At 69.9% G+C, this 24688-nt stretch carries 27 protein-coding genes, 1 tRNA gene and 1 riboswitch; of the genes, 9 read left to right on the plus strand and 19 right to left on the minus strand.

The window, feature by feature from the left end:
• Positions 1–19: 19 nt before the first annotated feature.
• On the minus strand, positions 20–1540 hold the full coding sequence (locus HNR57_RS08930; RefSeq protein WP_184558592.1) for an MFS transporter: 1521 nt from the start codon (positions 1538–1540) through the stop codon (positions 20–22).
• A 66-nt stretch (positions 1541–1606) separates the two neighbouring features.
• The gene (locus tag HNR57_RS08935) at positions 1607–2950 is read right to left on the minus strand and encodes a DUF445 domain-containing protein (protein ID WP_221342317.1); all 1344 of its coding nucleotides are present in this window, start codon (positions 2948–2950) and stop codon (positions 1607–1609) included.
• A 194-nt stretch (positions 2951–3144) separates the two neighbouring features.
• Here HNR57_RS08935 and HNR57_RS08940 point away from each other — a divergent pair, with 194 nt between their 5' ends.
• Complete coding sequence (locus tag HNR57_RS08940) at positions 3145–4476, plus strand: SGNH/GDSL hydrolase family protein (protein WP_184558596.1); 1332 nt, start codon at positions 3145–3147, stop codon at positions 4474–4476.
• Between the two features lie 83 nt (positions 4477–4559).
• On the opposite strand, the gene HNR57_RS08945 is transcribed toward HNR57_RS08940, so the two are convergent.
• The 4 genes from HNR57_RS08945 to HNR57_RS08960 are packed head-to-tail and all read right to left on the minus strand — an operon-like array spanning position 4560 to position 7936.
• Positions 4560–5285, minus strand: coding sequence for a DUF1707 SHOCT-like domain-containing protein (locus tag HNR57_RS08945; RefSeq protein WP_184558598.1), 726 nt, complete (start codon positions 5283–5285; stop codon positions 4560–4562).
• Between the two features lie 33 nt (positions 5286–5318).
• Positions 5319–6320 carry an ABC transporter ATP-binding protein gene (locus tag HNR57_RS08950; RefSeq protein WP_184558599.1) on the minus strand — a complete coding sequence of 334 codons (1002 nt, stop codon included), beginning with the start codon at positions 6318–6320 and terminating at the stop codon, positions 5319–5321.
• 1 nt (position 6321) lies between these two features.
• Positions 6322–7143 carry an ABC transporter permease gene (locus HNR57_RS08955; protein WP_184558602.1) on the minus strand — a complete coding sequence of 274 codons (822 nt, stop codon included), beginning with the start codon at positions 7141–7143 and terminating at the stop codon, positions 6322–6324.
• Positions 7136–7936 carry an ABC transporter permease gene (locus HNR57_RS08960; RefSeq protein WP_184558911.1) on the minus strand — a complete coding sequence of 267 codons (801 nt, stop codon included), beginning with the start codon at positions 7934–7936 and terminating at the stop codon, positions 7136–7138. The genes HNR57_RS08955 and HNR57_RS08960 overlap by 8 nt, the downstream gene beginning before the upstream one ends.
• Positions 7937–8415: 479 nt before the next feature.
• Between HNR57_RS08960 and HNR57_RS08965 the strand changes: the two genes are divergently transcribed.
• The gene (locus HNR57_RS08965; protein ID WP_184558604.1) at positions 8416–10830 is read left to right on the plus strand and encodes a transglycosylase domain-containing protein; all 2415 of its coding nucleotides are present in this window, start codon (positions 8416–8418) and stop codon (positions 10828–10830) included.
• A 12-nt stretch (positions 10831–10842) separates the two neighbouring features.
• Here the strand turns inward: HNR57_RS08965 and HNR57_RS08970 are convergent, their stop codons facing one another.
• The 3 genes from HNR57_RS08970 to HNR57_RS08980 all read right to left on the minus strand — a co-directional run bounded on the left by HNR57_RS08970 (position 10843) and on the right by HNR57_RS08980 (position 12053).
• Positions 10843–11163, minus strand: coding sequence for a DMT family transporter (locus HNR57_RS08970; RefSeq protein WP_031140108.1), 321 nt, complete (start codon positions 11161–11163; stop codon positions 10843–10845).
• 34 nt (positions 11164–11197) lie between these two features.
• Positions 11198–11265, minus strand: a riboswitch (guanidine-III (ykkC-III) riboswitch).
• A 57-nt stretch (positions 11266–11322) separates the two neighbouring features.
• Entirely contained in the window at positions 11323–11679 is a 357-nt protein-coding gene (locus HNR57_RS08975) for a GroES family chaperonin (protein WP_031140106.1), read from the minus strand.
• Positions 11680–11723: 44 nt separating this feature from the next.
• Positions 11724–12053: a DUF3618 domain-containing protein gene (locus HNR57_RS08980; RefSeq protein ID WP_184558606.1), complete on the minus strand. Its 330-nt coding sequence runs from the start codon at positions 12051–12053 to the stop codon at positions 11724–11726.
• Between the two features lie 95 nt (positions 12054–12148).
• On the opposite strand from HNR57_RS08980, the gene bcp reads away from it, so the two are divergent.
• The 4 genes from bcp (at position 12149) to HNR57_RS09000 (ending at position 14009) form a co-directional block, all read left to right on the plus strand.
• Positions 12149–12616, plus strand: a complete 468-nt coding sequence (gene bcp / locus HNR57_RS08985; protein ID WP_184558608.1) for a thioredoxin-dependent thiol peroxidase — start codon at positions 12149–12151, stop codon at positions 12614–12616.
• Positions 12617–12770: 154 nt separating this feature from the next.
• On the plus strand, positions 12771–13412 hold the full coding sequence (locus HNR57_RS08990; protein WP_184558610.1) for an HNH endonuclease: 642 nt from the start codon (positions 12771–12773) through the stop codon (positions 13410–13412).
• Positions 13409–13906 carry an HNH endonuclease signature motif containing protein gene (locus HNR57_RS08995; RefSeq protein WP_184558612.1) on the plus strand — a complete coding sequence of 166 codons (498 nt, stop codon included), beginning with the start codon at positions 13409–13411 and terminating at the stop codon, positions 13904–13906. The genes HNR57_RS08990 and HNR57_RS08995 overlap by 4 nt, the downstream gene beginning before the upstream one ends.
• Positions 13907–13925: 19 nt before the next feature.
• A tRNA-Leu gene (locus HNR57_RS09000) sits at positions 13926–14009 on the plus strand.
• Positions 14010–14056: 47 nt separating this feature from the next.
• Here the strand turns inward: HNR57_RS09000 and rdgB are convergent.
• The 4 genes from rdgB to HNR57_RS09020 form a co-directional block, all read right to left on the minus strand.
• Complete coding sequence (rdgB, locus tag HNR57_RS09005; protein ID WP_184558614.1) at positions 14057–14659, minus strand: RdgB/HAM1 family non-canonical purine NTP pyrophosphatase; 603 nt, start codon at positions 14657–14659, stop codon at positions 14057–14059.
• A 133-nt stretch (positions 14660–14792) separates the two neighbouring features.
• Complete coding sequence (locus tag HNR57_RS09010; RefSeq protein ID WP_184558616.1) at positions 14793–15191, minus strand: hypothetical protein; 399 nt, start codon at positions 15189–15191, stop codon at positions 14793–14795.
• A 144-nt stretch (positions 15192–15335) separates the two neighbouring features.
• A complete protein-coding gene (rph, locus tag HNR57_RS09015; RefSeq protein ID WP_184558618.1) occupies positions 15336–16073 on the minus strand; it encodes a ribonuclease PH in 738 nt (245 codons plus the stop codon).
• Between the two features lie 112 nt (positions 16074–16185).
• On the minus strand, positions 16186–16419 hold the full coding sequence (locus tag HNR57_RS09020; RefSeq protein WP_184558620.1) for a PTS sugar transporter subunit IIB: 234 nt from the start codon (positions 16417–16419) through the stop codon (positions 16186–16188).
• 161 nt (positions 16420–16580) lie between these two features.
• Between HNR57_RS09020 and HNR57_RS09025 the strand changes: the two genes are divergently transcribed.
• Together HNR57_RS09025 and HNR57_RS09030 are read left to right on the plus strand one after the other, a co-directional pair.
• Positions 16581–17894: a PTS transporter subunit EIIC gene (locus HNR57_RS09025; protein WP_184558913.1), complete on the plus strand. Its 1314-nt coding sequence runs from the start codon at positions 16581–16583 to the stop codon at positions 17892–17894.
• 177 nt (positions 17895–18071) lie between these two features.
• On the plus strand, positions 18072–19334 hold the full coding sequence (locus tag HNR57_RS09030) for a PTS transporter subunit EIIC (RefSeq protein ID WP_184558622.1): 1263 nt from the start codon (positions 18072–18074) through the stop codon (positions 19332–19334).
• 63 nt (positions 19335–19397) lie between these two features.
• Here the strand turns inward: HNR57_RS09030 and HNR57_RS09035 are convergent, their stop codons facing one another.
• Entirely contained in the window at positions 19398–20150 is a 753-nt protein-coding gene (locus HNR57_RS09035) for an MBL fold metallo-hydrolase (protein ID WP_033308155.1), read from the minus strand.
• Positions 20151–20363: 213 nt separating this feature from the next.
• Between HNR57_RS09035 and HNR57_RS09040 the strand changes: the two genes are divergently transcribed.
• The gene (locus HNR57_RS09040; protein WP_184558623.1) at positions 20364–20813 is read left to right on the plus strand and encodes a type II toxin-antitoxin system PemK/MazF family toxin; all 450 of its coding nucleotides are present in this window, start codon (positions 20364–20366) and stop codon (positions 20811–20813) included.
• A gap of 61 nt (positions 20814–20874) precedes the next feature.
• Here HNR57_RS09040 and HNR57_RS09045 read toward each other — a convergent pair whose 3' ends face one another.
• The 5 genes from HNR57_RS09045 to HNR57_RS09060 form a co-directional block, all read right to left on the minus strand.
• A complete protein-coding gene (locus HNR57_RS09045) occupies positions 20875–21825 on the minus strand; it encodes a PLP-dependent cysteine synthase family protein (RefSeq protein WP_184558625.1) in 951 nt (316 codons plus the stop codon).
• Positions 21826–21831: 6 nt separating this feature from the next.
• Positions 21832–22110: a MoaD/ThiS family protein gene (locus HNR57_RS09050; RefSeq protein WP_184558627.1), complete on the minus strand. Its 279-nt coding sequence runs from the start codon at positions 22108–22110 to the stop codon at positions 21832–21834.
• A 116-nt stretch (positions 22111–22226) separates the two neighbouring features.
• Positions 22227–22322, minus strand: a complete 96-nt coding sequence (locus HNR57_RS40550) for a putative leader peptide (RefSeq protein WP_311125941.1) — start codon at positions 22320–22322, stop codon at positions 22227–22229.
• Positions 22323–22420: 98 nt separating this feature from the next.
• Entirely contained in the window at positions 22421–22843 is a 423-nt protein-coding gene (locus tag HNR57_RS09055; RefSeq protein ID WP_031140077.1) for a M67 family metallopeptidase, read from the minus strand.
• A gap of 130 nt (positions 22844–22973) precedes the next feature.
• Positions 22974–24401, minus strand: a complete 1428-nt coding sequence (locus HNR57_RS09060; RefSeq protein ID WP_033308160.1) for an amino acid permease — start codon at positions 24399–24401, stop codon at positions 22974–22976.
• Positions 24402–24688: the final 287 nt, after the last annotated feature.

Here is a 24688-nt window from a genome sequence, read left to right on the forward strand (position 1 = left end):
CGCGCCCCGGCCACCAGACCTACGCCGTCGTCGTCCGAGCCCCCTCCGCCCCGAGGCCGCCCTTGGACGCGCTGTCCGTGCCCCCGCTGTCCGCCGCCGTCAGCGGCTTCGCGATGTCCTCCAGGGAGCGGCGTTCCGCCTTCACCGCGAGGAGGGCCGCGACCAGGCCCGCCAGGCACATCAGCGTCGCGCCGATCGAGAAGGCGAGGACCGTGTCGCCGACGACGCCGGATTCCGTGAGCTTGGCGAAGAGGAGCGGGCCGCTGATGCCGCCCGCTGCCGTGCCGATGGCGTAGAAGAACGCGATCGACATGGCGCGGGTCTCCATGGGGAAGACCTCGGAGACGGTCAGGTAGGCACTGGACGCGCCGGCCGAGGCGAAGAACAGGACCGCGCACCAGCACGCCGTCATCGTGGCCGCGCTCAGGGAGCCCTGGTCGAAGAGCCAGGCCGTGCCGAAGAGGAGCAGGCCGGACAGGATGTACGTGCCGGAGATCATGATGCGGCGGCCGACCGTGTCGAAGAGCTTGCCGAGCAGCAGCGGGCCGAAGAAGTTGCCGAGTGCGATGACCGCGAAGTAGTAGCCGGTGTTGCCGCTCGGGACGTCGAAGAACGTCGTCAGGATCGCGCCGAAGCCGAAGGTGATCGCGTTGTAGAGGAACGCCTGGCCGATGAAGAGGGAGAAGCCCAGGATGGCGCGGCGGCGGTAGGCGGAGAAGACTGTGCGGCCGATCTCGATGAATGAGACGCTGCGGCGCTGGTGGATGGTGATCTCGCCCTCGGGGCGCGGCAGCGGCTCACCCCTCTCCTCCTCGATCTTGCGTTCGATGGAGGAGACGATGCGTTCCGCTTCGCCGTCGCGGCCGTGGATCAGCAGCCAGCGCGGGCTTTCGGGGACGTGCCGGCGCACGAGGAGGATCACCAGGGCGAGGACCGCGCCGAGGGCGAAGGTGAGGCGCCAGCCGACGTTCGCCGCGAAGATGTCGGTGTCCAGCGCGACGATCGACAGCAGCGAGCCGAAGACGGCGCCCAGCCAGAAGCTGCCGTTGATCATCAGGTCGGTACGGCCTCGGTACTCCTTGGGGATCAGCTCGTCGATCGCGGAGTTGATCGCCGCGTACTCGCCGCCGATGCCGAAGCCGGTGAGGAACCGGAAGAGGAAGAACCACCAGGTGTCGAAGGAGATCGCGGTGAGGGCCGTCGCTCCCAGGTAGACCGCCAGGGTGATCATGAAGAGTTTTTTGCGGCCCCACTTGTCCGTCAGGCGGCCCCAGAACAGCGCGCCCAGGCAGGCGCCCGCCACGTACAGGGCGGCCGCCATGCCGGTGACCTCGCCGGAGGTGATGGGCAGACCGCTGCCCGGTTCCGACAGGCGGCTGGCGATGTTGCCGACGACGGTGACTTCGAGTCCGTCGAGGATCCACACGGTGCCGAGACCGATGACGATCGTCCAGTGCCAGCGCGACCACGGGAGGCGGTCGAGGCGGGCGGGGATGTCGGTCGTCACGGTTCGGCCGGTCTCGGCCTGCGCGGTGGTCATGGGCTCCCTCCACATTCGAGCGAACCCGGGTCGAGTGCCCTGAGCGCCTTTTCTCACGCCCCGGCTTTACGCCCCCAGCGCGCGGGAGACCGTGTAGATCAGCAGGCCGGCCAGGGAGCCGACGACCGTGCCGTTGATGCGGATGAACTGCAGGTCGCGGCCGATGTTGGCCTCGATCTTCTTCGTGGTGTGCTCGGCGTCCCAGCTCGCCACCGTGTCCGTGATCAGGGAGGTGATCTCCTTGCGGTAGGTGGTGACGACGTAGACGGCCGCGTCCTCCACCCACTGGTCGACCTTGTCCTGCACTTTGCGCTCGGCCGCCATCCGGGAGCCCAGCGACAGCAGGGACGCCCGCACGCGCAGCCGCAGTTCGCTGCGCTCGTCCTCGGCGGCGGCGACGATCATGGATCGTACGGCCGTCCAGGCGCTGGCGATGAGGTCCTGGACCTCGCCGCGGCCCAGCACCTCGCCCTTGAGCCGCTCGATGCGGGCGCGGGTGTCGGTGTCGGACTGGAGGTCGGAGGCGAAGTCGGTGAGGAACCGGTCGAGGGCGCCGCGGGCGGGGTGGCCGGGCATGTCGCGCATCTCGGTGGCGAAGCGCAGCAGCTCCCGGTAGACCCGCTCGCCGACCTTGCGGTCGACGAACTTGGGCGTCCAGCCGGGGGCGCCGCCCTCCACGGCGTCCATCACCTCGTCGCGGTGCAGCACCAGCCAGTCGTGGGCGCGGGTGACGACGAGGTCGACGACCCGTTTGTGGCCGCCGTCGGCGACGACCTTCTCCAGCATCTTGCCGATGCCGGGCCCGATCTCCTGGGCGTTGGCCCGGCGCGTGATGGCCTCGCCGACCACGGCCTGGACGTCGGAGTCGCGCAGGACCGTCAGCGCGCCGCGCAGGGCGGTGGACAGCTCGGCGGTGACCCGGTCGGCGTGTTCGGGGACCGCGAGCCAGGCGCCGAGGCGGCTGCCGATGCCGACGGCGCGCAGCCGCTGCCGTACGACGTCCTCGGAGAGGAAGTTCTCGCCGACGAACTCGCCCAGGGAGACGCCGAGCTGGTCCTTCTTGGTGGGGATGATCGCGGTGTGCGGGATGGGGATGCCGAGGGGGTGCCGGAAGAGGGCCGTGACGGCGAACCAGTCGGCCAGCGCGCCGACCATGCCCGCCTCGGCGGCCGCGGCGACATAGCCCGCCCAGGGGCCGGCGCCGGAGTTCTGCGCCCACTTGGCGAGGACGTAGACCAGGGCGACGAACAACAGGAGACCGGTGGCGGTGAGCTTCATCTGCCGCACGCCGCGCTGTTTCTCCTCGTCCGCCGGGCTGAAGGTCGTCATCGTACGGTTCACCGCGCCACCGGGGCGGGCATGCTGCCCTCCGGTACCGGCGCCCTTTTCTGCCGTTTTAATCCGTTCCATCCGCTCCACCCGCTTGGTGATCCCGCACACATTGTCCCTTCCTGACCGACTCCTGGAACGGAACTGAAGTTCCCGGCGTCTGTCGGGAGGGGGTATTGCCACGGGGTCCTGTGAGCTCCCCCCGGCCCATGCCGCATCATGGGCACATCAGATCGGAGCCTTGGGCTCCCATCGCCCGAGGAGAACTGAAGAGCATGACCCGAGGACGTGGCTACGCCCTCCTGGCCCTGGTCGTCGCAGCGATCGTGGCCCTTTCCACCGCCATATACGTCGGCGTGGCGTCCGACGACGGCCCGCGCAACCGGGACGCCCTCGGCGACGGCCGCTCCCCCAACTCCGCCGCCCCCGCCTCCACCGGCACCTGGGTCGGCACCTGGTCCACGTCCCCCTCCGCCGCCGAACCCGGCACCGAGACGACCGGCATGGCCGACCGTTCGGTACGCAACGTCGTCCACACCAGCGTCGGCGGTACGGGTGCCCGCGTGACGCTGTCCAATCTCTACGGCCAGTCGCCGCTGAACATCACGCGGGCGACGATCGCCGTGTCCGCGGGCAGCGGTACGGCGTCGGCCCTCGCGGACACCATGCGGCAGCTGACCTTCGGCGGCGGGCCCACGGTCGTCATCCCGCCCGGCCGGCAGGTCATGAGCGACGCGGTGCGGGTCGTCGTCCCGCACGACTCCGACGTCCTGATCACCACCTACACCCCGACCAGCTCCGGCCCGGTGACCTACCACCGGCACGCCCGGCAGACCTCCTACGTCGCCCAGGGCGACCAGACCCAGGACGCGACCGGCACGCCGTACACCGAGCGGACCGGCTCGTGGCGGTACCTGACCGCGCTGGACGTGCTGAGCAACGAGTCCGACGGCACGATCGTCGCCCTCGGCGACTCGCTGACCGACGGCATCACCTCCACGCCGGACACCAACAGCCGGTGGACCGACGTGCTCGCCGACCGGCTGCGCGCGGAGATCGCGGCCGGGCGGGACCTGCCCCGCTACAGCGTGGTCAACCAGGGCATCAGCGGCAACCAGGTCCTCGCCGACGGGCTGGGCCGCCCCGCGGACAACCCCAGCGGGCTGAACCGCTTCGGGCGGGACGTCATGGAGCGGACGAACGTCAAGGTCGTCGTCATCGACCTCGGCGTCAACGACATCCTGCGCAACCCGCGGCTCGCCGACCCGAACGCGATCCTGAACGGCCTGCGCACGATGGTCGGACAGGCCCACGCGCGCGGGGTGAAGGTCGTCGGCGCGACCCTGATGCCGTTCTACGGGCACCGCGGGTACACGGAGGCCCGCGAGGCGGTGCGCCAGACGATCAACGCGGAGATCCGCGCCGGGCGGGTGTACGACGCCGTGGCCGACTTCGACCAGGCGCTGCGCGACCCGTACGACCCGCGGCGGCTGCGGGCCGACTACGACTCCGGGGATCACCTGCACCCCAGCGACAAGGGGTACGCGCGGATGGCGGAGTCCTTCGACCTGGAGACGCTGAAGGGGTCGGCTCCGGCGGAGCTGTAGTCCCGTCTCCACCCCTCCCGTGCCCGCTGCCTGCCCGCAGGCGGCGGGCACCCGGCTGCCGGGGCTCAGGGCCCGGGCCCGGCTCAGTGCTCCCAGTGGGAGTCCCGCCGGCGGGGCTCGTCCAGCTCCCGCCGCCCCGCCTTGCGCTCCAGCTTCTCCTGGCGGCGCTCCTCGCGGATCCGCAGCTTCTCCGCCCGGGTCAGCTTCCGCTGGACCCCGACGCCGCCCCAGAACGCGAAGCCCGTGACGACGACCCGCGGCGCGCCCGGCTCACCCGGCACCCCCTCCTCGCGGTGGTCGAAACCGCCCATGACGCCGATGCCGCGCACGACGACCTCGACCCCGGGCGGCACGATCACGTCCACCCCGCCCATGATCGCGATCGCGTTGACCTCGACCTCGCGGTCCGCGAAGTTCGCCTCGCGCAGGTCGATCTCCCCGCCGCCCCAGAAGGCGAGGCAGGTGAACCGCCGGGGCATCGTCCAGCGCCCCTTGCGCTGGAAGCCGGACATCACGGCGACGGCCCACGTGGAGGACCCCTCGCCGCCCACGATCCGCCCGGACCAGTCCGGGCCGGCCGCCGGGTCCTTCGTCAGGGACACCGCCGGGACCGGCGCGCCCGCGGCCGGCAGGTCCCGGGTGATCGGCGCCAGTTCCCCGTAGGTGCGTGCCTTGTACGTCGCGTCGAGCCGCTCCTCGAACTCCTCCATGTCGAGGCGCCCCTCCGCGAGGGCGTCCCGCAGGATCTCGGCGACCCGTTCACGGTCGGCGTCGGAGGCACGGAGGTCCGGGACGGCGTCGTCGGTCATACACAGCAGCCTACGAGTTCACCCCGCCGGGGGCTACGAGATCGCCCGCTCGGCCTGGTCCGCGTACATCTTCGCGATCACCGCCTCGATGTCCGGCTCCCGCACCGACAGGTCCACCAGCGGGTAGTCGGCCGCGATCCGCGCCACGAGCGGCGCCGCCGACTCCCCCGCCGGGAACGCCAGCCACTGCCGCGGACCGTCCACCCGGACGACCCGCGCCGGCGCCGGCGCCTCGATCGGCGGCAGCTCCCGCTCCAGGTCCACCACAAGGGTCCGTTCGCTCTCCCCTGCCTCGTGCAGCCCGGTGAGCGAGCCGTCGTACAACAGGCGCCCGTGGTCGATGACCATCACCCGCTTGCACAACTGCTCGATGTCCTGCAGATCGTGCGTGGTCAGCAGCACCGTCGTGCCGCGCTCGGCGTTCAACTCCCGCAGGAACTCCCGCACCCTGGACTTCGACACGATGTCCAGCCCGATGGTCGGCTCGTCGAGGTACAGCACCTCCGGATCGTGCAGCAGCGCCGCCACGATGTCACCGCGCATCCGCTGCCCGAGGGAGAGCTGACGCACCGGCACGTCCAGCAGGTCGCCGAGATCGAGGAGTTCGACCAGACGGCCGAGGTTCTCCCGGTAACGGGCGTCCGGGATCCGGTACATGCGGTGCATCAGCCGGTAGGAGGCGAGCAGCGGCAGGTCCCACCACAGGGTCGTGCGCTGCCCGAACACCACGCCGATGCGGTGCGCGAGCCGCGTCCGCTGACGGGAGGGATCGATACCGGCCACCCTGAGCCGGCCCGCGCTGGGCGTGAGGATGCCCGTCAGCATCTTGATCGTGGTGGACTTTCCGGCGCCGTTGGGCCCGATGTAGCCGACCATCTCGCCGCGCTCCACCCGGAAGGAGATCGAGTCGACGGCCCGCACCTGCCGCCGCTCCCGCTTCATGAAACCGGTCTTCTTGCGTACGTCGAAGACCTTCTCGACGCCGTCGAGTTCGATGAACCCGCCGTCCGAGAACCCGCTTTCCGACCCGGTCAACTCAACTCCCTGTACTCCGGTACGAACGAAGCCCCGTCCGCCACGCCATCCCGGCCAGCCCGCAGCAGACGACCGCCACCAGCGGCGAGGCGAACGCCGTCCACCCGGGCAGCCCGACCGGATACGGCCGCCCCAGCACGTGGGCGGCGGGCACCCAGTTGACGAAGGCCAGCGGCAGCATGAAGGTCACGCCCCGCACCAGGTCCTTGCCGAACACCGTCGGCGGATACTGCAACAGCGTCGTCCCGCCGTAGGTGAACGCGTTCTGCACCTCGGCGGCGTCCTGGGCATAGATCTGGAAGGCCGCTCCCGCCACGAACACCGCCGAGAAGATCGCCGCGCCGCTGACCACCATCACCGGCACCAGCAGCACCTTGGGCGCACTCCAGTCGACGTCCACCGACACCAGCGCCCAGCCCAGCGCCACCACGCCCTGCGTGACCCGGCCCAGCCGCCGCAGCGCGAACCGGTCGGCCCCGACCTGGGCGAGCACCGGTGCCGGACGCACCAGCAGCGTGTCGAACGAGCCGTCACGCATCCGGGCGCCCAGGACGTCCATCGAGCCGAGCGCCAGGTCGGCGATCCCGAACGACGTCACGGACAGCCCGTACAGGAAGGCGACCTCGGGCAGCGACCAGCCGCCCAGCGAGTCCACCTGCGAGAACATCAGCAGGATCCCCACGAAGTCCAGGCCGGTCACCGTCAGGTTCCCGAACACCGTGACGACGAAGGAGGTCCGGTAGGTCATGCTCGACCGGATCCACATCCCGGCGATCAGCCGGTAGGCCCGCAGCCCCTCGGCCAGGGCACCGCGCTCAGCCACCCTGCACCACCACCCGCCGCGTCGCGGCCGACTGCAGCAGCCGCCCCGCCGCCAGCAGCGCCACCGCCCACGCCGCCTGGAAGGCGAACGCCCTGAGCGGGTCGGTCTCCCCCATCAGCACGTCCGCCGGCATCTGGATCTGCGCCGCCCACGGCAGCACCCGCACCACCTCGCCGAGCACGCCCGGGAAGGCGTTGAGCGGCAGCACCATGCCGGAGAAGAAGACGCCCGTGACCATCAGGACCTGGCTGACGCCCATGCCGTCCATCAGCCAGAACACACTCAGCGCCGCCAGGTAGCGGATCGCGAAACTCACGACCGTGGCCAGCAGCAGCGTCACCACGAAAGCCGCCCACGGGGCCACGTCCGTCGGCAGCGCCATCGGGAAGAAGACCGCGCCGAACACGAACGGGACCACCCCCCGCCCCAGCATCTGGAACAGTGCCCGCCCCACGTCCCCCGCCAGCCACCACAGCTGGAGATCGGCCGGGCGGTACAGATCGACGGCGATCTCACCGGTGCGGATGCGCTCCATCAGGTCCTTCTCGGCGCCGCCGCCCTGGATCGCGAGCGTCGCGTAGAGGCACTGCCCCAGCCAGACGTAGGTCACGGCCTGCGCCTGGTCGTACCCCCCGAGGTGCGGTTTCTCGTGCCACAGCGCCAGATACGTGTAGACGAGGATGACGCCGAAGACGGTGTTGGTGAACACCCCGGCCACGGTGGCCGCCCGGTATGTCGCGTACCGCCGGAAGCCCCCCGCCGCGACGGCCGCGTACAACCGTCCCGAGCCCACATCCACAGCCCTCCTCGCCGCCCGGCACCGAAGCGCAGGAGCCTAGTGCTCCGACGAACGGGCGTGCCACGCAATTTCGGGGAGCGGCGGGGGTGCCGCGGGGCGGGTGCGCACCGGCCCAGACGGTACGATCCGTTGCGTCCGCGTGGGCCGAGGCGCCCGTGGCCAGGGCGAGCGGCGTGGCGGCGGTGCCGGCCGGGCGGAGCGTACGAGCCGTCGCGATCCACGGCCGTGTCCCCCTTCGGGCGAATGTCGCGCAGGCGAGATCACGATTCGGGCAGGCGTGCGGCGCAGCATGTTTCGCCCCGTGCCCGCCCGCGCACCCGCCCGCACGCGGCCCGCCTCACCACACGGCACACGACACGGCCCTCGATCAGGGAACTGATCAACGGATGGGACAGTCTTCATCACAGGGGCGCAAGAGCGAGCAGAGACGTACGGGAACGACGTACGACGCGAAACAGGAGTCCGTGCACGACATGAGTGACGAGCCTCAGCCGCAGCAGCCGAATCCGGGCTGGGCAGCGAGCCAGCCGCAGGCGCACGCCGACGGCGACCCGGGCACGCCCGCGGCCACGGCGGCCGGGAAACCGAAGCGGACCGGCTGGCGCCGGGCCATCCCGACCTGGCGCATGACGCTCGGCGGCTTCGTCATCGTCGTCCTGCTGCTGGTCGGCGGATTCTTCCTGGGCTACTCCCTCGTGAAGATCCCTCCGGCCAACGCGCTCGCCACCAAGCAGGCCAACGTCTACCTCTACGCGGACGGCTCCGTGATCGCCCGCGACGGCGAGGTCAACCGGGAGAACGTCACCCTCCCGCAGATCTCCAAGGACGCCCGGTACGCGATCCTGGCCGCCGAGGACCGCGACTTCTACACCGAGTCCGCCGTCGACCCCAAGGCCATGGTCCGCGCCGCCTGGAACACCGCCCTCGGCAAGGGCAAGCAGTCCGGCTCCACGATCACCCAGCAGTACGTGAAGAACTACTACCTGCGCCAGGAACAGACCGTCACGCGCAAGGCCAAGGAGTTCTTCATCGCGATCAAGCTGGACCGCGAGGTCAGCAAGGACCACATCCTGGAGGGCTACCTCAACACCAGCTACTTCGGCCGCAACGCCTACGGCATCCAGGCCGCCGCCCAGGCCTACTACGGCATGGACGCCAAGGACCTCGACCCGGCCCGCTCCGCCTACCTCGCCGCGCTCGTCAACGCCCCCAGCCAGTACGACGTGGTCGCCCACCCGGAGAACCGCAAGGCCGCCGAGTCCCGCTGGAACTACGTCCTGGACGGCATGGTCAAGAAAGGCTGGCTCAGCGAGTCGAAGCGCGCCGGCATGAAGTTCCCCATGCCGAAGGAGTCCACCCTCTCCACCGGCATGTCCGGGCAGCGCGGCTACATCGTCCGGATCGTCAAGGACTACCTCACCCAGAACAAGATCATCGACGAGGGCAAGCTCGACGCCGGCGGCTACCGCATCACGACCACCCTGCAGAAGGGCAAGCAGGACGCGTTCGTGAAGGCCGTCAACGACAAGCTCATGTCCAAGCTCGACAAGAAGAACAACAAGGTCGACACCTACGTCCGCGCCGGCGGCGCCTCCGTCGACCCCAAGACCGGCAAGGTCGTGGCGATGTACAACGGCATCGACTACGTCAAGCAGTACACCCCGAACGCCACCCGCAGGGACTTCCAGGTCGGCTCCACCTTCAAGCCCTTCGTGTTCACCTCGGCCGTCGAGAACCACTCGGAGACCCAGGACGGCCGCGTCATCACCCCGAACACCATCTACGACGGCACCAACAAGCGCTCCGTCCAGGGCTGGACCGGCGACCCCTACGCCCCCGAGAACGAGGACCAGCGCTCCTACGGCGACATCACCGTCACCGAGGCCACCGACAGCTCCGTGAACTCGGTGTACGCGCAGATGGCCGCCGACGTCGGCCCCGCGAAGGTCAAGCAGACCGCGATCGACCTGGGCGTCCCCGAGACCACCCCCGACCTCGCCGACGGCCCCGCCATCGCGCTCGGCACCGCCACCGCCAGCGTCCTCGACATGGCGGAGGCCTACGCCACGCTCGCCAACCACGGGCGGCACGGCACCTACACGATCGTCGAGAAGGTCACCAAGGGGGGCACGCCCATCGACCTGCCCGAGCGGCGCACCCGGCAGGCCGTGAGCCGCGAGGCCGCCGACACCACCACCTCCATGCTGCGCAGCGTCGTCCAGAACGGCACGGCCTCCGCCGCGCAGGCCGCGGGCCGCCCCGTCGCCGGCAAGACCGGCACCGCCGAGGAGGACACGGCGGCCTGGTTCGCGGGCTACACCCCCGACCTCGCCACCGTCGTCTCCGTCATGGGCCAGGACCCGGTCACCGCCGCCCACAAGTCGCTCTACGGCGCCATGGGCCTGCCGCGCGTCAACGGCGGCGGGGCGCCCGCGGAGATCTGGACGCAGTTCACCCAGGACGCCCTCAAGGGCAAGCCCGTCAAGGAGTTCGACCTCAGGCTCCAGCCCGGCTCCGACGTCTCGCAGGCCCCCAGCAGCGAGGCCCCGGCCGACCCGACCACCGGCGGCACCACCGACGGCGGCACGACCACCGGCGCCGAGGAAACCGGCACCCAGACCCCCGAGCAGAGCCCCAGCGCCCCCGAGGGGCAGACCGAGGGCCAGACCGACGGCGGCACCACCGACGGCACCACCGGCGGCGAGTCCCCCACCGGCGGCGGCACAGCGGACGGCGGCACGAGCGACGGCGGTACGACGGACGGCGGTACGGCCGACGGCGGCACCACGGAGGGCGGTGGCGGCGGCGACGCGAGCGACGGCGGCCAGACGGGCGGCCCGACCGGCCCCGGCTGGGGCGTGGTCCCGCAGGGCGCCCGCCGCGAGTAGCACGACGACGGCTCAGTGACCGCTGGTCGCCTTCAGCCCCACCACGGCGACCAGCAGCAGGCACACGAAGAAGATCCGGGCGGCGGTCGCCGGCTCACCCAGCACCGCCATTCCGAACACCGCCGCCCCGGCCGCACCGATCCCCACCCACACGCCGTAGGCGGTACCGATGGGAAGGGTCTTGGCGGCCTGCGACAGCAGCAGCATGCTGGCGACGATGCCGGCGCCGGTGAGCACGCTGGGCAGCGGACGCGTGAAGCCGTCGGTGTACTTCATGCCGACGGACCACCCCACCTCCAGCAGACCGGCGACGACGAGCAGAACCCAGGCCATGACGGGCACCTCCGGGACACGGGCTGACGGTGTCGGTGCGTCGTCTTTGCCTTGATCCCGGTACGGCGCGTCTCGTCGGGGGTCCCTCCAACGTAGCAAAGCGGCACGACACGGCGAAGGGGCCGGTGACGGTGGTCAGCGGCCCCTTCGTCATGGGTCCTAGAGGTACAGGCCCGTCGAGTCCTCGGCGCCCTCGAACCGGTCCGCGGCCACGGCGTGCAGATCACGCTCGCGCATCAGCACGTACGCGATCCCCCGCACCTCGACCTCGGCGCGGTCCTCCGGGTCGAACAGCACCCGGTCGCCCGCCTCCACCGTCCGCACGTTCTGCCCCACCGCGACGACCTCGGCCCACGCCAGCCGCCGGCCCACCGCCGCCGTGGCGGGGATCAGGATGCCGCCGCCGGAACGCCGCTCGCCCTCGCTGGTGTCCTGCCGCACGAGTACGCGGTCGTGCAGCATCCGGATCGGCAGCTTGTCCGGATGGGTACTGTGCTCGTTTCTCTTGGCGCTCACGCCCTGAAACCTACCTGTCTTCCCCGCAAACGTACGCAGTCGGGTCAGCCCTTGCGCCGCCGCGTGCTGAACGCGAGCAGCCCGACCACGCCCACGACGACGAGCGCGACGGGCACGACACGCTCCAGCCGGGGCGCCCCGTCCTCGTCCACGAACCGGGCGCGCACATCGGTGACGGCCCGGTTCACCCCCACGTATGCCCGTCCGAGGGTGTGATCAATGTTGGAAGCGACCTTGGCCTTGGCATCCCCGACGATCGTCTTGGGGTGCACGCGCACCCCGATCTCGTCGAGGGTCTCGGCCAAGGTCGCGCGGCGGCGCCTGATGTCCGCCTCGATCTGCGCCGGGGTCCTGGAGTCCGCCGTGTCCGCCACCGTGTCGCCTCCGAAGTCGGTGTGAAGCCTGTACAGGACAGTCTGTCAGCTCCACGGGTCATCACACTGTCAGCACCCCCGGTTACGCTGGCCAGATGAGCGAGCGACTCCAGCCGGGGGACGTGGCCCCCGCCTTCACCCTGCCCGACGCCGACGGCACCGAGGTGTCCCTGTCGGACCACAAGGGCCGCAAGGTCATCGTGTACTTCTACCCGGCCGCCCTCACGCCCGGCTGCACGAAGCAGGCCTGCGACTTCACGGACAACCTGGAGCTGCTGGCGGGCGCGGGCTACGACGTCATCGGCATCTCCCCCGACAAGCCGGAGAAGCTGGCCAAGTTCCGCGACAAGGAGTCCCTGAGGGTCACCCTGCTGGCCGACCCGGACAAGCAGGTCCTGGAGTCCTACGGCGCCTTCGGCGAGAAGAAGCTCTACGGCAAGACGGTCGTCGGCGTCATCCGCTCCACGATCGTCGTGGACGAGGAGGGCAAGGTCGAACGCGCCCTGTACAACGTCAAGGCCACGGGCCACGTCGCCAAGATCATCAAGGATCTGGGGGTCTGAGGGCCCGCTGATCGTCCGAGAGCGGCTCGTACCGGAGAGGCCCGGTACGAGCCGTTTCGCATTCCGCCCGCATTCCGGGCGTGACCGTCCGATAAACGGTTCGTTACTCCGTGCGAGGTCACGAACGGGTGGTCGGGGACGGAGGGGCGGTTCGGTGGGGGCCAGTGCATACACCAGGGAGCGGCTGGAAGAGGCGGCTCGGGGGGCCGGGTCGTTGCCGGAGGCGTTGGAGAGGCTGGGGGTGGATCCGCGGAGTTCTACGCGGCGGTACGTGTCCCAGCGGATGAGGAAGCTCGGCGTGGACGTGGCGCACTTCGAACGTGAGGGGGTGCGGTGGACGAGGGATGTCCTTGAGCGGGCGGTCGCGGCGTCGACGAACATGTGCGAGGTGCTGCGGCATCTCGGGCTCGAAGTGGTGGGCGGACATCACACGCACATCAGCCGCCGCATCACGGCGTACGGCATCGACACATCGCACTTCAAGGTGCCGACTCGGCGTGGGAAACCCTGGCGTCCGCGAACCCCGGAGGCCTTCCTCGTCGAGCAACCGGCCGATGGCGCCCGGCGCGTTCCGGGCGACCGCCTCAAGTGGGCGATGGCGTCCTCAGGAATAGCGGAGCGATGCGCCCTGTGCGGCACGGAGGCGGTATGGCGGGGCCGCCCGCTCCCCCTGGAGGTCGATCACGTCGACGGCAACTGGAGGAACAACCGCATCGAGAACCTTCGACTCCTCTGCCCCAACTACCATTCGACCACGGACAGTTACCGAGGGCGCGGCAAGAGGCATGCCTCATGAGCAGCGGGCGGGCCCGGCCCACGCCTGGGCAACTGCGCGCCGCGGTCGCCGAGTCCGTCTCCCTCGCCGAGGTACTCCGTCGCCTGAAGCGCCCGGACAGCGGCACGCAACGCGCGCACCTGCGTCACTGGATCGCCGAGGACCAGCTCACCACGGAGCACTTCCTGGGCCAGGCCCACCAGCGGGGAAAACGCCGGCCGGCATCGGCCAGACGCCCGGAGGACGTCCTGGTCAAGCATGACGGCGGGCGCCGCACACGGACCGTTGTGCTACGCCGGGCGCTCCGTGAGATGGGCGTGCCCGAGGCGTGCGCCGACTGCGGCGTCGGCCCCGAGTGGCTCGGCAAGCCCATGACGCTTGAGGTGGATCACATCAACGGGGACTGGAGCGACGACCGGCTGGAGAACCTGCGGCTGCTGTGTCCCAACTGCCATGCGGTGACGAGCACCTGGTGCAGAGGCGGCAGACGTTCCTCGCAGCCGCGCAGCACCTGACCGGTACGATGTCCTGGATGCGGCCGTGGCGGAATTGGCCTACGCGCAACACTTAGGATGTTGTGGGAGAAATCCCTTGAGGGTTCGAGTCCCTCCGGCCGCACGCCTTTGAATCGATGGCCCACCCGGTGTACCGGGTGGGCCTCGTCGTCAGCCCAACAGCTCCCGCACCACCGGCACCAGCGCCCGGAACGCCTTCCCCCGGTGGCTGATCGCGTTCTTCTCCTGGGGGGTCAGTTCCGCGCAGGTCCGGTGCTCGCCGTCCGGCTGGAGGATCGGGTCGTAGCCGAAGCCGCCCGTGCCCGTCGGCTCGTGGCGCAGGACGCCCCTCAGCTGCCCTTCGACCACACGCTCCGTGCCGTCGGGCAGGGCCAGGGCCGCCGCGCAGGCGAAGTGGGCGCCGCGGTGCTCGTCGGCGATGTCCGAGAGTTGGGCGAGGAGGAGGTCCAGGTTGGCCTTGTCGTCGCCGTGGCTGCCGGCCCAGCGGGCGGAGAAGATGCCGGGGGCGCCGTTGAGGACGTCGACGCAGAGGCCCGAATCGTCGGCGATGGCCGGGAGGCCCGTCGCCCGGGCCAGGGCGTGGGCCTTGAGGAGGGCGTTCTCGGCGAACGTCACCCCGGTTTCCTTGACGTCCGGGATGTCCGGGTAGGCGTCGGCGCCGACGAGTTCGTGGGGCAGCCCGGCTTCGGCGAGGATCGCGCGAAGTTCGGTGATCTTCCCGGCGTTACGGGTGGCGAGGATCAGGCGACTCATGCCCCCAGTATTGCCGGGGCAGGATCGTGCCCCGGCAGGGGCGCGGGGAACTGCGCGATCAGCCCCCACGCGCCCGCACGCGCCCACCGGCAGAAACCCGGCACACGAGAAGCCCGGCCCAGCCGGCGCAGCGCTATGGCGTGCAGACCTTCGTCAGTTCGCCCGCCGCGTCCGTGACCGGGCTGATGTCGGGCGTCTCGTCGCCGTTCTTGATCGACGTGCGGACGTTGTCGACCGCCTTGTTGAGGTCGTCGACGGCCTTGCTGACATCCGCGTTGTCGGTCTTGTCGCCGATCTTGCCGAGGTTCTCGTCGATGGAGTCCAGGGACTCGTCGAGTTGCGTCGGGTCGTTCGCCGCGCTGTCGACCGCCTGCTGGAGTTCCGTGACGCTGTCGGCGATGGCGTCGGCGGTCTGGACGCAGTCCAGCGCCTTGTCGACGGCGGCGCAGCCGGTGGTGAGTCCGGCGGTCAGCGCGACGGCCGCCAGGGTGGCGGCGACGGCTGCGGTGCGGCGTCGGCGGCTCGCGGCCATGGAGCGGTCCCTCTCGTTCGGCGGGGCCGGTCGGGCCCGCGTGGCTGGCCGGGCGCACAGGGATGAGCCGTACGCCCGTACTCCTTCAGACGCGAGTGTGCTCGGCTCGGTTGCCCGTGCCGAGCACCCGTCTTGGTGTGCCCTTTACTTTTCGAGGACGGCGTCGAGTGCGGTGCGCTGGTGGGCGGCGAGTTCGGCGCAGCCGGCGACGGCGAGGTCGAGGAGGGCGTTCAGTTCGTCGCGGGCGAAGGGTTCGGCTTCGGCGGTGCCCTGGACCTCGACGAAGCGGCCGTCGCCGGTGCAGACGACGTTCATGTCGGTGTCGGCCTTGACGTCTTCCTCGTAGCGCAGGTCGAGGAGGGGGACGCCGCCGACGATGCCGACGGAGACGGCGGAGACGGTGCCGGTGAGGGGCTTGCGGCCGGCCTTGATGAGCTTCTTGCCCTGGGCCCAGGCGATGGCGTCGGCGAGTGCGACGTAGGCGCCGGTGATGGCCGCGGTGCGGGTGCCGCCGTCGGCCTGGAGGACGTCGCAGTCGAGGACGATGGTGTTCTCGCCGAGGGCCTTGTAGTCGATGACGGCGCGCAGGGAGCGGCCGATGAGGCGGCTGATCTCGTGGGTGCGGCCGCCGATGCGGCCCTTGACGGACTCGCGGTCGCCGCGGGTGTTGGTGGCGCGGGGCAGCATGGAGTACTCGGCGGTGACCCAGCCTTCGCCGCTGCCCTTGCGCCAGCGCGGGACGCCTTCGGTGACGGAGGCGGTGCAGAGGACTTTGGTGTCGCCGAAGGAGACGAGGACGGAGCCTTCGGCGTGCTTGCTCCAGCCGCGCTCGATGGTGATGGGGCGGAGCTGCTGGGGGGTGCGGCCGTCGATTCGAGACATGCGGCTGAGCCTATCCGTACGTGCGGAAGGGGCCCTTCCCGCGGTGGGAGGGGCCCCGGTGGTGCGCTGGGGGTGTCAGAGGGCGAAGCCCGGGACGGACGATCCCCGGTCTTCACATCATGTCTTCGATCTCCGCTGCGACGGGGTCGGCGTCGGTGCCGATGACGACCTGGATCGCGGTGCCCATCTTGACGACGCCGTGGGCGCCGGCGGCCTTCAGGGCGGTTTCGTCGACCTTGGAGGGGTCCACGACCTCGGTGCGCAGGCGGGTGATGCAGCCTTCGACCTCTTCGATGTTGTCGATGCCGCCGAGCCCGGCAACGATCTTCTCAGCCTTGCTGGCCATGTTCGTTCTCCCTGATCCGAACCGCTTTGTCGCAGTAACCCACAGTTGGCCCATCTTCGCGAGCGGCCCTGTCGTGTGTGCCCAAGGATGGCGTCACGTTGGCGCAACCGTCGAACGACTGGTCTACACCACAAACCCGCCTCTCGACAAAGGGGACCGGAATGAGTGCCGACAGTCCTGGCGGTGCCGGGGCCGCCGTGAGCCCTGCCCGTGTTCGCTGGAACCGGCTGTTCCAGGGGTTGCAGAAGATGGGCCGCAGTCTGCAGTTGCCGATCGCGGTGCTGCCGGCGGCGGGGATCCTCAACCGACTGGGGCAGCCGGATGTGTTCGGGGACGACGGGCTTGGCTGGACGAACGTCTCGAAGGTGATGGTCGGGGCGGGCAGTGCGCTGCTGGACGGTTCGCTGGGACTGCCTCTGCTGTTCTGTGTGGGCGTTGCGATCGGGATGGCGAAGAAGTCGGACGGTTCGACGGCGCTGGCGGCGGTGGCCGGGTTCCTCGTGTACTGGACGGTGCTGCGGCAGTTTCCGGAGGACTGTCCGGAGGGGTCGGTGGCGGTGCCGAACGTCGGGTGTCAGGTGACCGACGGGGACCAGGAGGTGACGGCGTTCGCGTTCCAGAATCCGGGGGTGTTCGGCGGGATCGTGATGGGGCTGCTGGCGGCGTTCTTCTGGGCGCGGTTCCACCGGACGCGGCTGGTGGACTGGCTGGGGTTCTTCAACGGGCGGCGGCTGGTGCCGATCATCATGGCGTTCGTGGCGATCGCGTTCGCGGCGCTGTGTCTGTGGGTGTGGCCGCCGGTCGGTGACGCGCTGGAGAGTTTCAGCGACTGGATGGACGGGCTGGACGCGTGGGGTGCGGGCGTGTTCGGGGTGGCGAACCGGGCGTTGCTGGTGGTGGGGCTGCACCAGTTCCTGAACGTGCCCATCTGGTTCCAGTTCGGCTCGTTCACGAAGCCGGACGGGACGGTGGTGCACGGTGACATCAACATGTTCCTGGCGGGGGATCCGGATGCCGGCCAGTTCACCTCGGGGTTCTTCCCGATCATGATGTTCGCGCTGCCGGCGGCGGCGCTGGCGATCACGCACTGTGCGCGGCCGGACCGGCGCAAGGAGGTCGGTGGCCTGATGCTGTCGGTGGCGCTGACGTCGTTCGTCACGGGCATCACGGAGCCGATCGAGTACTCGTTCCTGTTCGTCGCGCCGGCGCTGTACGTGGTGCACGCGCTGCTGACGGGGGTGTCGATGGCGGTGACGTGGGGGCTGGGCGTGCACGACGGGTTCAGCTTCTCGGCGGGGCTGATCGACTACGTCATCAACTGGAATCTGGCGACGAGGCCGTGGCTGATCATTCCGATCGGGCTGGGTTTCGCGTTCCTCTACTACGTGATCTTCCGGTTCGCGATCACGAAGTTCGACCTGAGGACTCCGGGGCGCGAGCCCGCGGAGGAGGTCGAGGACAGCGCCAAGGCGTGATCGTCGCAGTGGGTGGAATTGGCGGGTTCCACTCGTTCGGCCTACCGTGCTACAACTGGTCTACACCACTCACTGGTGGAGGTCGCGCGGTGATGACCGCGTTCCCCTTTCTTTGAGACGCCGCCGTCCCCCGTGCGCATTCTTCCTGGGCGGCGCCGTGCCCCCTGGAGGAAGTTCATGTCCACAGACACCGCCGCGCCCGCGAGCCCGAAGAAGGGCTCGGCCGTGATGGCCGTCATGCAGCGGATCGGCCGCAGCCTGATGCTGCCCGTCGCGGTACTGCCCGCCGCCGCCCTGCTGGTCCGGCTGGGCAACACCGACATGCTCGGGCGTGAGTCGTTCCCCGAGTTCATCACCAAGATCGCGGGCTTCATGGCGGCCGGCGGCAACGCGATCCTCGACAACATGGCGCTGCTGTTCGCCGTGGGCATCGCGATCGGCTTCGCCAAGAAGTCGGACGGCTCCACCGCCCTGGCGGCCGTCGTCGGCTACCTGGTCTTCAAGAACGTGCTGGCCACGTTCACCGACAAGAACCTGCCCCAGGTGGCGAAGGTCGTCGACGGCAAGATCGTCATGACCGACGCGCCGGTGGACGCAAAGGTGCTCGGCGGTGTCGTCATGGGTCTCGTGGTGGCCCTGCTCTACCAGCGGTTCTACCGCACCAAGCTGCCCGACTGGGCGGGCTTCTTCGGCGGGCGGCGCCTGGTTCCGATCCTGTCGGCCTTCGCGGGCCTGGTGATCGGCATCGTCTTCGGTTACATCTGGCCGGTCCTCGGCACGGCGCTGCACAACTTCGGTGAGTGGCTGGTCGGTTCCGGTGCGGTCGGCGCGGGCATCTTCGGTGTCGCCAACCGCGCGCTGATCCCGATCGGCATGCACCACCTGCTGAACTCCTTCCCCTGGTTCCAGGCCGGCACCTACGAGGGCAAGAGCGGCGACATCGCCCGGTTCCTGGCGGGTGACCCGAGCGCCGGGCAGTTCATGACCGGCTTCTTCCCGATCATGATGTTCGCCCTGCCGGCCGCGTGCCTGGCGATCGTGCACTGCGCACGGCCCGAGCGCCGCAAGATCGTCGGCGGCATGATGCTGTCGCTCGCGCTGACCTCGTTCGTCACGGGCGTCACCGAACCGATCGAGTTCACCTTCATGTTCATCGCCCCGGTGCTCTACGCGATCCACGCCGTGCTCACCGGTGTCTCGATGGCGCTGACCTGGGCCCTGGGCATGAAGGACGGCTTCGGCTTCTCGGCCGGCGCGGTGGACTTCTTCCTCAACCTGGGCATCGCGACCAACCCGTGGGGCCTGGCCCTGGTCGGTCTGTGCTTCGCGGCGGTCTACTACGTGGTGTTCCGCTTCGCGATCACCAAGTTCAACCTGCCGACGCCGGGCCGTGAGTCCGACGAGGAACTCGCCGAGTTGCAGAAGGCCGAGGCCAAGTAGGCCCGCGCCACGCAGAAGGCCCCGGAACCCGAGCGGGTTCCGGGGCCTTCGCGCGTGCCGACGCTAGATCTCGTACGTCTGCCGGGGCGCGGCGAGGTCCACCGGACCGTCGTACACCTCGCGGGCGTCGGCGAGGTTGACCTGCGGGTCCGTCCACGGCGGTACGTGGGTGAGGACCAGGCGGCGGGCTCCGGCCCGGGCCGCCGTCTCACCCGCCTCGCGGCCGTTGAGGTGCAGGTCGGGGATGTTCTCCTTGCCGTGCGTGAAGGCCGCCTCGCACAGGAACAGGTCGGCGTCCCGGGCGAGTTCGTCCAGCGCCGGGCTCACGCCGGTGTCGCCGGAGTACGTCAGGACCTTGCCGCCGTGCTCGATCCGGATGCCGTAGGCCTCCACGGGGTGGGCCACCCGCTCGGTGTGCACCGTGAACGGGCCGATCTCGAAGGTGGACGGCTTGACCGTGTGGAAGTCGAAGACCTCGCTCATGGAAGAGGCGGAGGGGGTGTCCGCGTAGGCGGTGGTCAGCCGGTGTTCCGTGCCTTCGGGGCCGAAGACGGGGAGTGGATCGCAGCGGCCGCCGTCGTGGCGGTAGTAGCGCGCGACGAAGTACGCGCACATGTCGATGCAGTGGTCGGCGTGCAGATGGCTGAGGAAGATCGCGTCGAGGTCGTAGAGACCGCAGTGGCGCTGCAGCTCGCCCAGGGCACCGTTGCCCATGTCGAGAAGCAGCCGGAAGCCGTCGGCCTCGACGAGGTAGCTCGAGCAGGCCGATTCCGCGGACGGGAACGACCCCGAGCAGCCGACGACGGTGAGCTTCATGAAGCAGAAACCTCCGCTGGCGGGATAAGTCTGAGAGGGGCGTCGGGGGTCGTGCGGTCCGTCGAGCGTAAGGCGCAAAACCTCCGTTAGCTCCTCCACAAAGGCCTGTTGTGGGCGAACTCACCTGTGGTGTCACCGGTTCGGCTGGCACGGCCGGCAGGTGATCCTCATGAGGGGGGCGCGCGGCAGGGGCGGCGCCGGTAACGTCTCAGTATGGACACGTCCTGGTGGCTGGCGCTCGCCGCGGTGGTACTGCTCGCGCTCGTCGCCACGCTCGTCGACGGCTGGGGCCGGGGGCGGCGGCCGTCTGCCCGGCGGGTCCGTACGGCGGCACCGGCCGCCGCGCCGGGAGGCCGGCCGCAGCCGGCGGAGATCTGGTGGGCGGACGTGCCCTACGAGGACGAGACCCGCACCAAGGACCGTCCCTGCCTGGTGCTGGCGGTGCGCGGGGAGCGGGCGACGGTCGCGAAGATCACCACCCGCTTCCGGGGCGAGCACACCGGGGTGATCCCGCTGCCCCCGGGCTCGGTGGGTGACGTGCGGGCCCGTGCGAGTTTCCTGGAGACGGACGAGCTGCGGGAGGTCCCGGTGTGGGGCTTCCGGCGGCGGGTCGGTGTGGTGGATCCGGCACTGTGGGACCGGGTGCGGTACCTGGCGGGCTGAGCAACCGGAAAGGGCTGGAGTCATGGACTCCAGCCCTCTGTGTGTGGGTTCTCGCCGTCGGCTATGCCCAGAGCTGGCCCTGGAGCGTGTCGATGGCCTCCTCCGTGGTGGCCGCCGTGTAGACGCCGGTCGAGAGGTACTTCCAGCCGCCGTCGGCGACGACGAAGACGATGTCGGCGGGCTCCCCAGCCTTGACGGCCTTCTTGCCGACGCCGATCGCGGCGTGCAGCGCGGCGCCCGTGGAAACGCCGGCGAAGATGCCCTCCTGCTGGAGCAGCTCGCGGGTGCGGGTGACCGCGTCCGCTGAGCCGACGGAGAAGCGGCTGGTGAGGACGGAGGCGTCGTACAGCTCGGGGACGAAGCCCTCGTCGAGGTTGCGCAGGCCGTAGACCAGGTCGTCGTAGCGCGGTTCGGCCGCGACGATCTGGACGTCCGGCTTGTGCTCGCGCAGGAAGCGGCCGACGCCCATGAGGGTGCCGGTGGTGCCGAGGCCGGCCACGAAGTGCGTGACGGACGGCAGGTCGGCGAGGATCTCGGGGCCGGTCGTGGCGTAGTGGGCGCCCGCGTTGTCCGGGTTGCCGTACTGGTAGAGCATCACCCAGTCCGGGTGCTCGGCCGAGAGCTCCTTGGCGACGCGCACGGCGGTGTTGGAGCCGCCCGCCGCCGGGGAGGAGATGATCTCCGCGCCCCACATGCCCAGCAGGTCCCGGCGTTCCTGCGAGGTGTTCTCCGGCATCACGCAGACGATGCGGTAGCCCTTGAGCTTCGCCGCCATGGCCAGGGAGATGCCGGTGTTGCCCGACGTCGGCTCCAGGATGGTGCAGCCCGGCGTCAGGCGGCCGTCCTTCTCCGCCTGCTCGATCATGTGCAGGGCCGGACGGTCCTTGACCGACCCCGTCGGGTTGCGGTCCTCCAGCTTCGCCCAGATGCGGACGTCGGCCGACGGCGACAGCCGCGGCAGGCGCACCAGGGGGGTGTTGCCGACCGCGGCCAGGGGGGAGTCGTAGCGCATCGGTGATCAGACCATGCCGCCGGCCACGGCCGGCAGGATCGTGACGTTGTCGCCGTCCGACAGCTTGGTGTTGATGCCGTCGAGGAAGCGGACGTCCTCGTCGTTCAGGTAGACGTTGACGAAGCGGCGCAGCTGGTCGCCTTCCACGATGCGGGCGCGGATCCCGGCGTGCCGGGTCTCGAGGTCGGTGAACAGGTCGGCGAGGGTGTCACCGCTGCCCTCCACCGCCTTCTGACCGTCGGTGTACGTGCGGAGGATGGTCGGGATGCGGACCTCGATGGCCATGGCTTCAGGGCTCCTGTCGGGAGTAGTCGGTCGGGGCGCGCGGCAGCGCAGGAACGGCGGGGTGGTGCGTGTGTGCGGCGCCGCGGCTCACGGCCGTACGGCGGCAGGGACCTGCGTCAACAGATGGCGCTGGCGAGCCTGCACAGGTCGACGTGCAGCCGCGCCACGAGCAGCTCGCCCGGCGTCTTGTCGCTCACGTCGTGGAAAACCATGGGCTCATCGTATCGATTCCCGGTCCGGGTACTGGAATGTGATCCCACATGGCGGACGTTTTCGGGCCGGGGAGTGAGACCGTGCTGCTCAGGCGTCCTCAGTATGCCTCGACGACCTGGACCTCCTCCTCCGTGACCTCGCCCTCGACGATCCGGAAGGAGCGGAACTGGAACTCGCCGGCGCCGTCGGTGTCGGCGGTGGAGACGAGGACGTAGTGGGCGCCGGGCTCGTTGGCGTAGGAGATGTCGGTGCGCGAGGGGTAGGCCTCGGTCGCGGTGTGGGAGTGGTAGATGACCACCGGCTCCTCGTCGCGGTCGTCCATCTCGCGGTAGAGCTTGAGCAGGTCGCCGGAGTCGAACTCGTAGAACGTGGGCGACATGGCCGCGTTCAGCATGGGGATGAAGCGCTCGGGGCGGTCCGAGCCCGCCGGGCCGGCGACGACGCCGCACGCCTCGTCGGGGTGGTCCTTGCGCGCGTGGGCGACGATCTGGTCGACGAGGGCCTGGGTGATGGTCAGCATGCTCGTCAGGATAAGCAGAAGGGCCGTTCCGTACCGAGGGTTGGTACGGAACGGCCCATATGCCGGACGCCCTGAGCGGCAGCCGCAGGGGGTGCCACGAGTACTCCCTGCGGCTGGACGTCCTGGTTGGTCAGCCGACCTTCTCGAACTCCGCGTCGCCGCGGCGCTCGGTGAGCTGCGGGTTGCGGCGCTTGAGGACCGCCCAGCCGACGCCGAGGGCGACGGCCCAGCCGGCCGCGACGTACAGGCAGACCCGCGCGTCCTTGTCGTACGCGATCATGCAGGTCACGCCGATGAGGAAGAGCAGCGCGACCCAGCTGAAGAGCGCACCGCCGGGAGCGGGGAAGGACGAGGCGCGCAGCCGGCCCGCGTCGACCGCGGAGCGGTAGCGGATGTGGCTGACGAGGATCATCATCCAGGTCCAGATGCCGGCCGCGGTGGCGACGGAGGTGACGTAGAGGAACGCCTTCTCCGGGACGACGTAGTTCAGGACGACGCCGATGCCCATGAGCGCGACGGAGACGGTGATGCCGACGGCGGGCGTCTTGCGGGCGTTGAGCTTGCCGAACGCCTGCGGCGCCTCGCTGTTGGAGGCCAGGTCGCGCAGCATCCGGCCGGTGGAGTACATGCCCGAGTTGCAGGACGACAGGGCCGCGGTGAGCACCACGAAGTTCACGATGCCCGCAGCGAGCGGGATGCCGATCTTGCCGAAGGCGTGCACGAACGGGCTCTCGCCGGCGGAGAACTCGGTCCACTTGACCACGGAGAGGATCACCAGCAGGGCGCCGACGTAGAAGACGATGATGCGCCAGGGCAGGGTGTTGATGGCCTTGGGCAGGGTCTTCTCGGGGTTCTCGGACTCGCCCGCGGTGACGCCGACGAGCTCGACGGCGAGGTAGGCGAACATGACGCCCTGGAGCGTCATCAGGCTGGAGCCGATGCCGTTCGGGAAGAAGCCGTCGTGCGCCCAGAGGTTGGAGACGGTGGCGGTGTCACCGGCGTCGGAGAAGCCGAGGGTGAGCACGCCGAGGCCGATGACGATCATGCCGATGATGGCCGTGACCTTGATCATCGAGAACCAGAACTCGACCTCGCCGAAGATCTTGACGGAGATCAGGTTGACGCCGAAGAGCACCACCAGGAAGACCAGCGCGCTGACCCACTGGGGGATCTCCGGGAACCAGAAGTGGATGTAGATCGCGGCGGCCGTGAGTTCGGCCATGCCGGTGACCACCCACATGAGCCAGTACGTCCAGCCCGTGACGAAGCCGAAGAACGGGCCGAGGAACTCACGGGCGTACTCGGCGAAGGAGCCGGAGACGGGCCGGTAGAGGAGCAGCTCGCCCAGGGCCCGCATGATGAAGAAGATCACGACACCCGCGAGGGCGTACATGAGGATGATGCTGGGGCCGGCCTTGGCGATGTTCGCTCCGGCGCCCATGAACAGGCCGACGCCGATGGCGCCGCCGATCGCGATCATCTGGACTTGACGGCTGCCGAGGCCGCGCTCGTACCCCTCTTCGGGCACGTTTTCCGTGTCGACCTGCGCAGAGGTCATGTGTGGTGCGCCTTTCTCCATGCCGACCCGGGCCCTCGTCGGCCTCGGATCGGGTTTCGATCCCCCCGGAATGATGGAGCTGAGCGGGCCCGCGAGCCCGCTCGTGCCTGGCCGGCGGTTGCCGGCTCGGTGGCGCACCCGGCCGAACATTCGGGTGGTGTTCTGCCGGGCGGTCGTGAAGATTTATCACGGCCGCAACATTGATCACAGGGGTGGGATGTGGCGCACCGCACAGGGAAAAGCGGACAAAACGCTTTCGAGGGGGCCATAGAAGGCGGGTGCGGTGA

It is taken from the genome of Streptomyces paradoxus (genome assembly GCF_014202475.1).
GTDB lineage: Bacteria > Actinomycetota > Actinomycetes > Streptomycetales > Streptomycetaceae > Streptomyces > Streptomyces paradoxus.

What these genes read in the sequence shown, in the direction of transcription:
- HNR57_RS08935 (WP_221342317.1), bottom strand. Translation starts at nt 2,950, where the DNA reads ATGGAACGGATTAAAACGGCAGAAAAGGGCGCCGGTACCGGAGGGCAG.
- HNR57_RS09045 (WP_184558625.1), bottom strand. Translation starts at nt 21,825, where the DNA reads ATGCGCTACGACTCCCCCCTGGCCGCGGTCGGCAACACCCCCCTGGTG.
- HNR57_RS40550 (WP_311125941.1), bottom strand. Translation starts at nt 22,322, where the DNA reads ATGGTTTTCCACGACGTGAGCGACAAGACGCCGGGCGAGCTGCTCGTG.
- HNR57_RS09035 (WP_033308155.1), bottom strand. Translation starts at nt 20,150, where the DNA reads ATGAAGCTCACCGTCGTCGGCTGCTCGGGGTCGTTCCCGTCCGCGGAA.
- HNR57_RS09060 (WP_033308160.1), bottom strand. Translation starts at nt 24,401, where the DNA reads ATGACCTCTGCGCAGGTCGACACGGAAAACGTGCCCGAAGAGGGGTAC.
- HNR57_RS08965 (WP_184558604.1), top strand. Translation starts at nt 8,416, where the DNA reads ATGAGTGACGAGCCTCAGCCGCAGCAGCCGAATCCGGGCTGGGCAGCG.
- bcp (WP_184558608.1), top strand. Translation starts at nt 12,149, where the DNA reads ATGAGCGAGCGACTCCAGCCGGGGGACGTGGCCCCCGCCTTCACCCTG.
- HNR57_RS09040 (WP_184558623.1), top strand. Translation starts at nt 20,364, where the DNA reads ATGGACACGTCCTGGTGGCTGGCGCTCGCCGCGGTGGTACTGCTCGCG.
- HNR57_RS08970 (WP_031140108.1), bottom strand. Translation starts at nt 11,163, where the DNA reads ATGGCCTGGGTTCTGCTCGTCGTCGCCGGTCTGCTGGAGGTGGGGTGG.
- HNR57_RS08930 (WP_184558592.1), bottom strand. Translation starts at nt 1,540, where the DNA reads ATGACCACCGCGCAGGCCGAGACCGGCCGAACCGTGACGACCGACATC.
- HNR57_RS09010 (WP_184558616.1), bottom strand. Translation starts at nt 15,191, where the DNA reads ATGGCCGCGAGCCGCCGACGCCGCACCGCAGCCGTCGCCGCCACCCTG.
- rph (WP_184558618.1), bottom strand. Translation starts at nt 16,073, where the DNA reads ATGTCTCGAATCGACGGCCGCACCCCCCAGCAGCTCCGCCCCATCACC.
- rdgB (WP_184558614.1), bottom strand. Translation starts at nt 14,659, where the DNA reads ATGAGTCGCCTGATCCTCGCCACCCGTAACGCCGGGAAGATCACCGAA.
- HNR57_RS09025 (WP_184558913.1), top strand. Translation starts at nt 16,581, where the DNA reads ATGAGTGCCGACAGTCCTGGCGGTGCCGGGGCCGCCGTGAGCCCTGCC.
- HNR57_RS09030 (WP_184558622.1), top strand. Translation starts at nt 18,072, where the DNA reads ATGTCCACAGACACCGCCGCGCCCGCGAGCCCGAAGAAGGGCTCGGCC.
- HNR57_RS08945 (WP_184558598.1), bottom strand. Translation starts at nt 5,285, where the DNA reads ATGACCGACGACGCCGTCCCGGACCTCCGTGCCTCCGACGCCGACCGT.
- HNR57_RS08940 (WP_184558596.1), top strand. Translation starts at nt 3,145, where the DNA reads ATGACCCGAGGACGTGGCTACGCCCTCCTGGCCCTGGTCGTCGCAGCG.
- HNR57_RS09050 (WP_184558627.1), bottom strand. Translation starts at nt 22,110, where the DNA reads ATGGCCATCGAGGTCCGCATCCCGACCATCCTCCGCACGTACACCGAC.
- HNR57_RS09055 (WP_031140077.1), bottom strand. Translation starts at nt 22,843, where the DNA reads ATGCTGACCATCACCCAGGCCCTCGTCGACCAGATCGTCGCCCACGCG.
- HNR57_RS09020 (WP_184558620.1), bottom strand. Translation starts at nt 16,419, where the DNA reads ATGGCCAGCAAGGCTGAGAAGATCGTTGCCGGGCTCGGCGGCATCGAC.
- HNR57_RS08995 (WP_184558612.1), top strand. Translation starts at nt 13,409, where the DNA reads ATGAGCAGCGGGCGGGCCCGGCCCACGCCTGGGCAACTGCGCGCCGCG.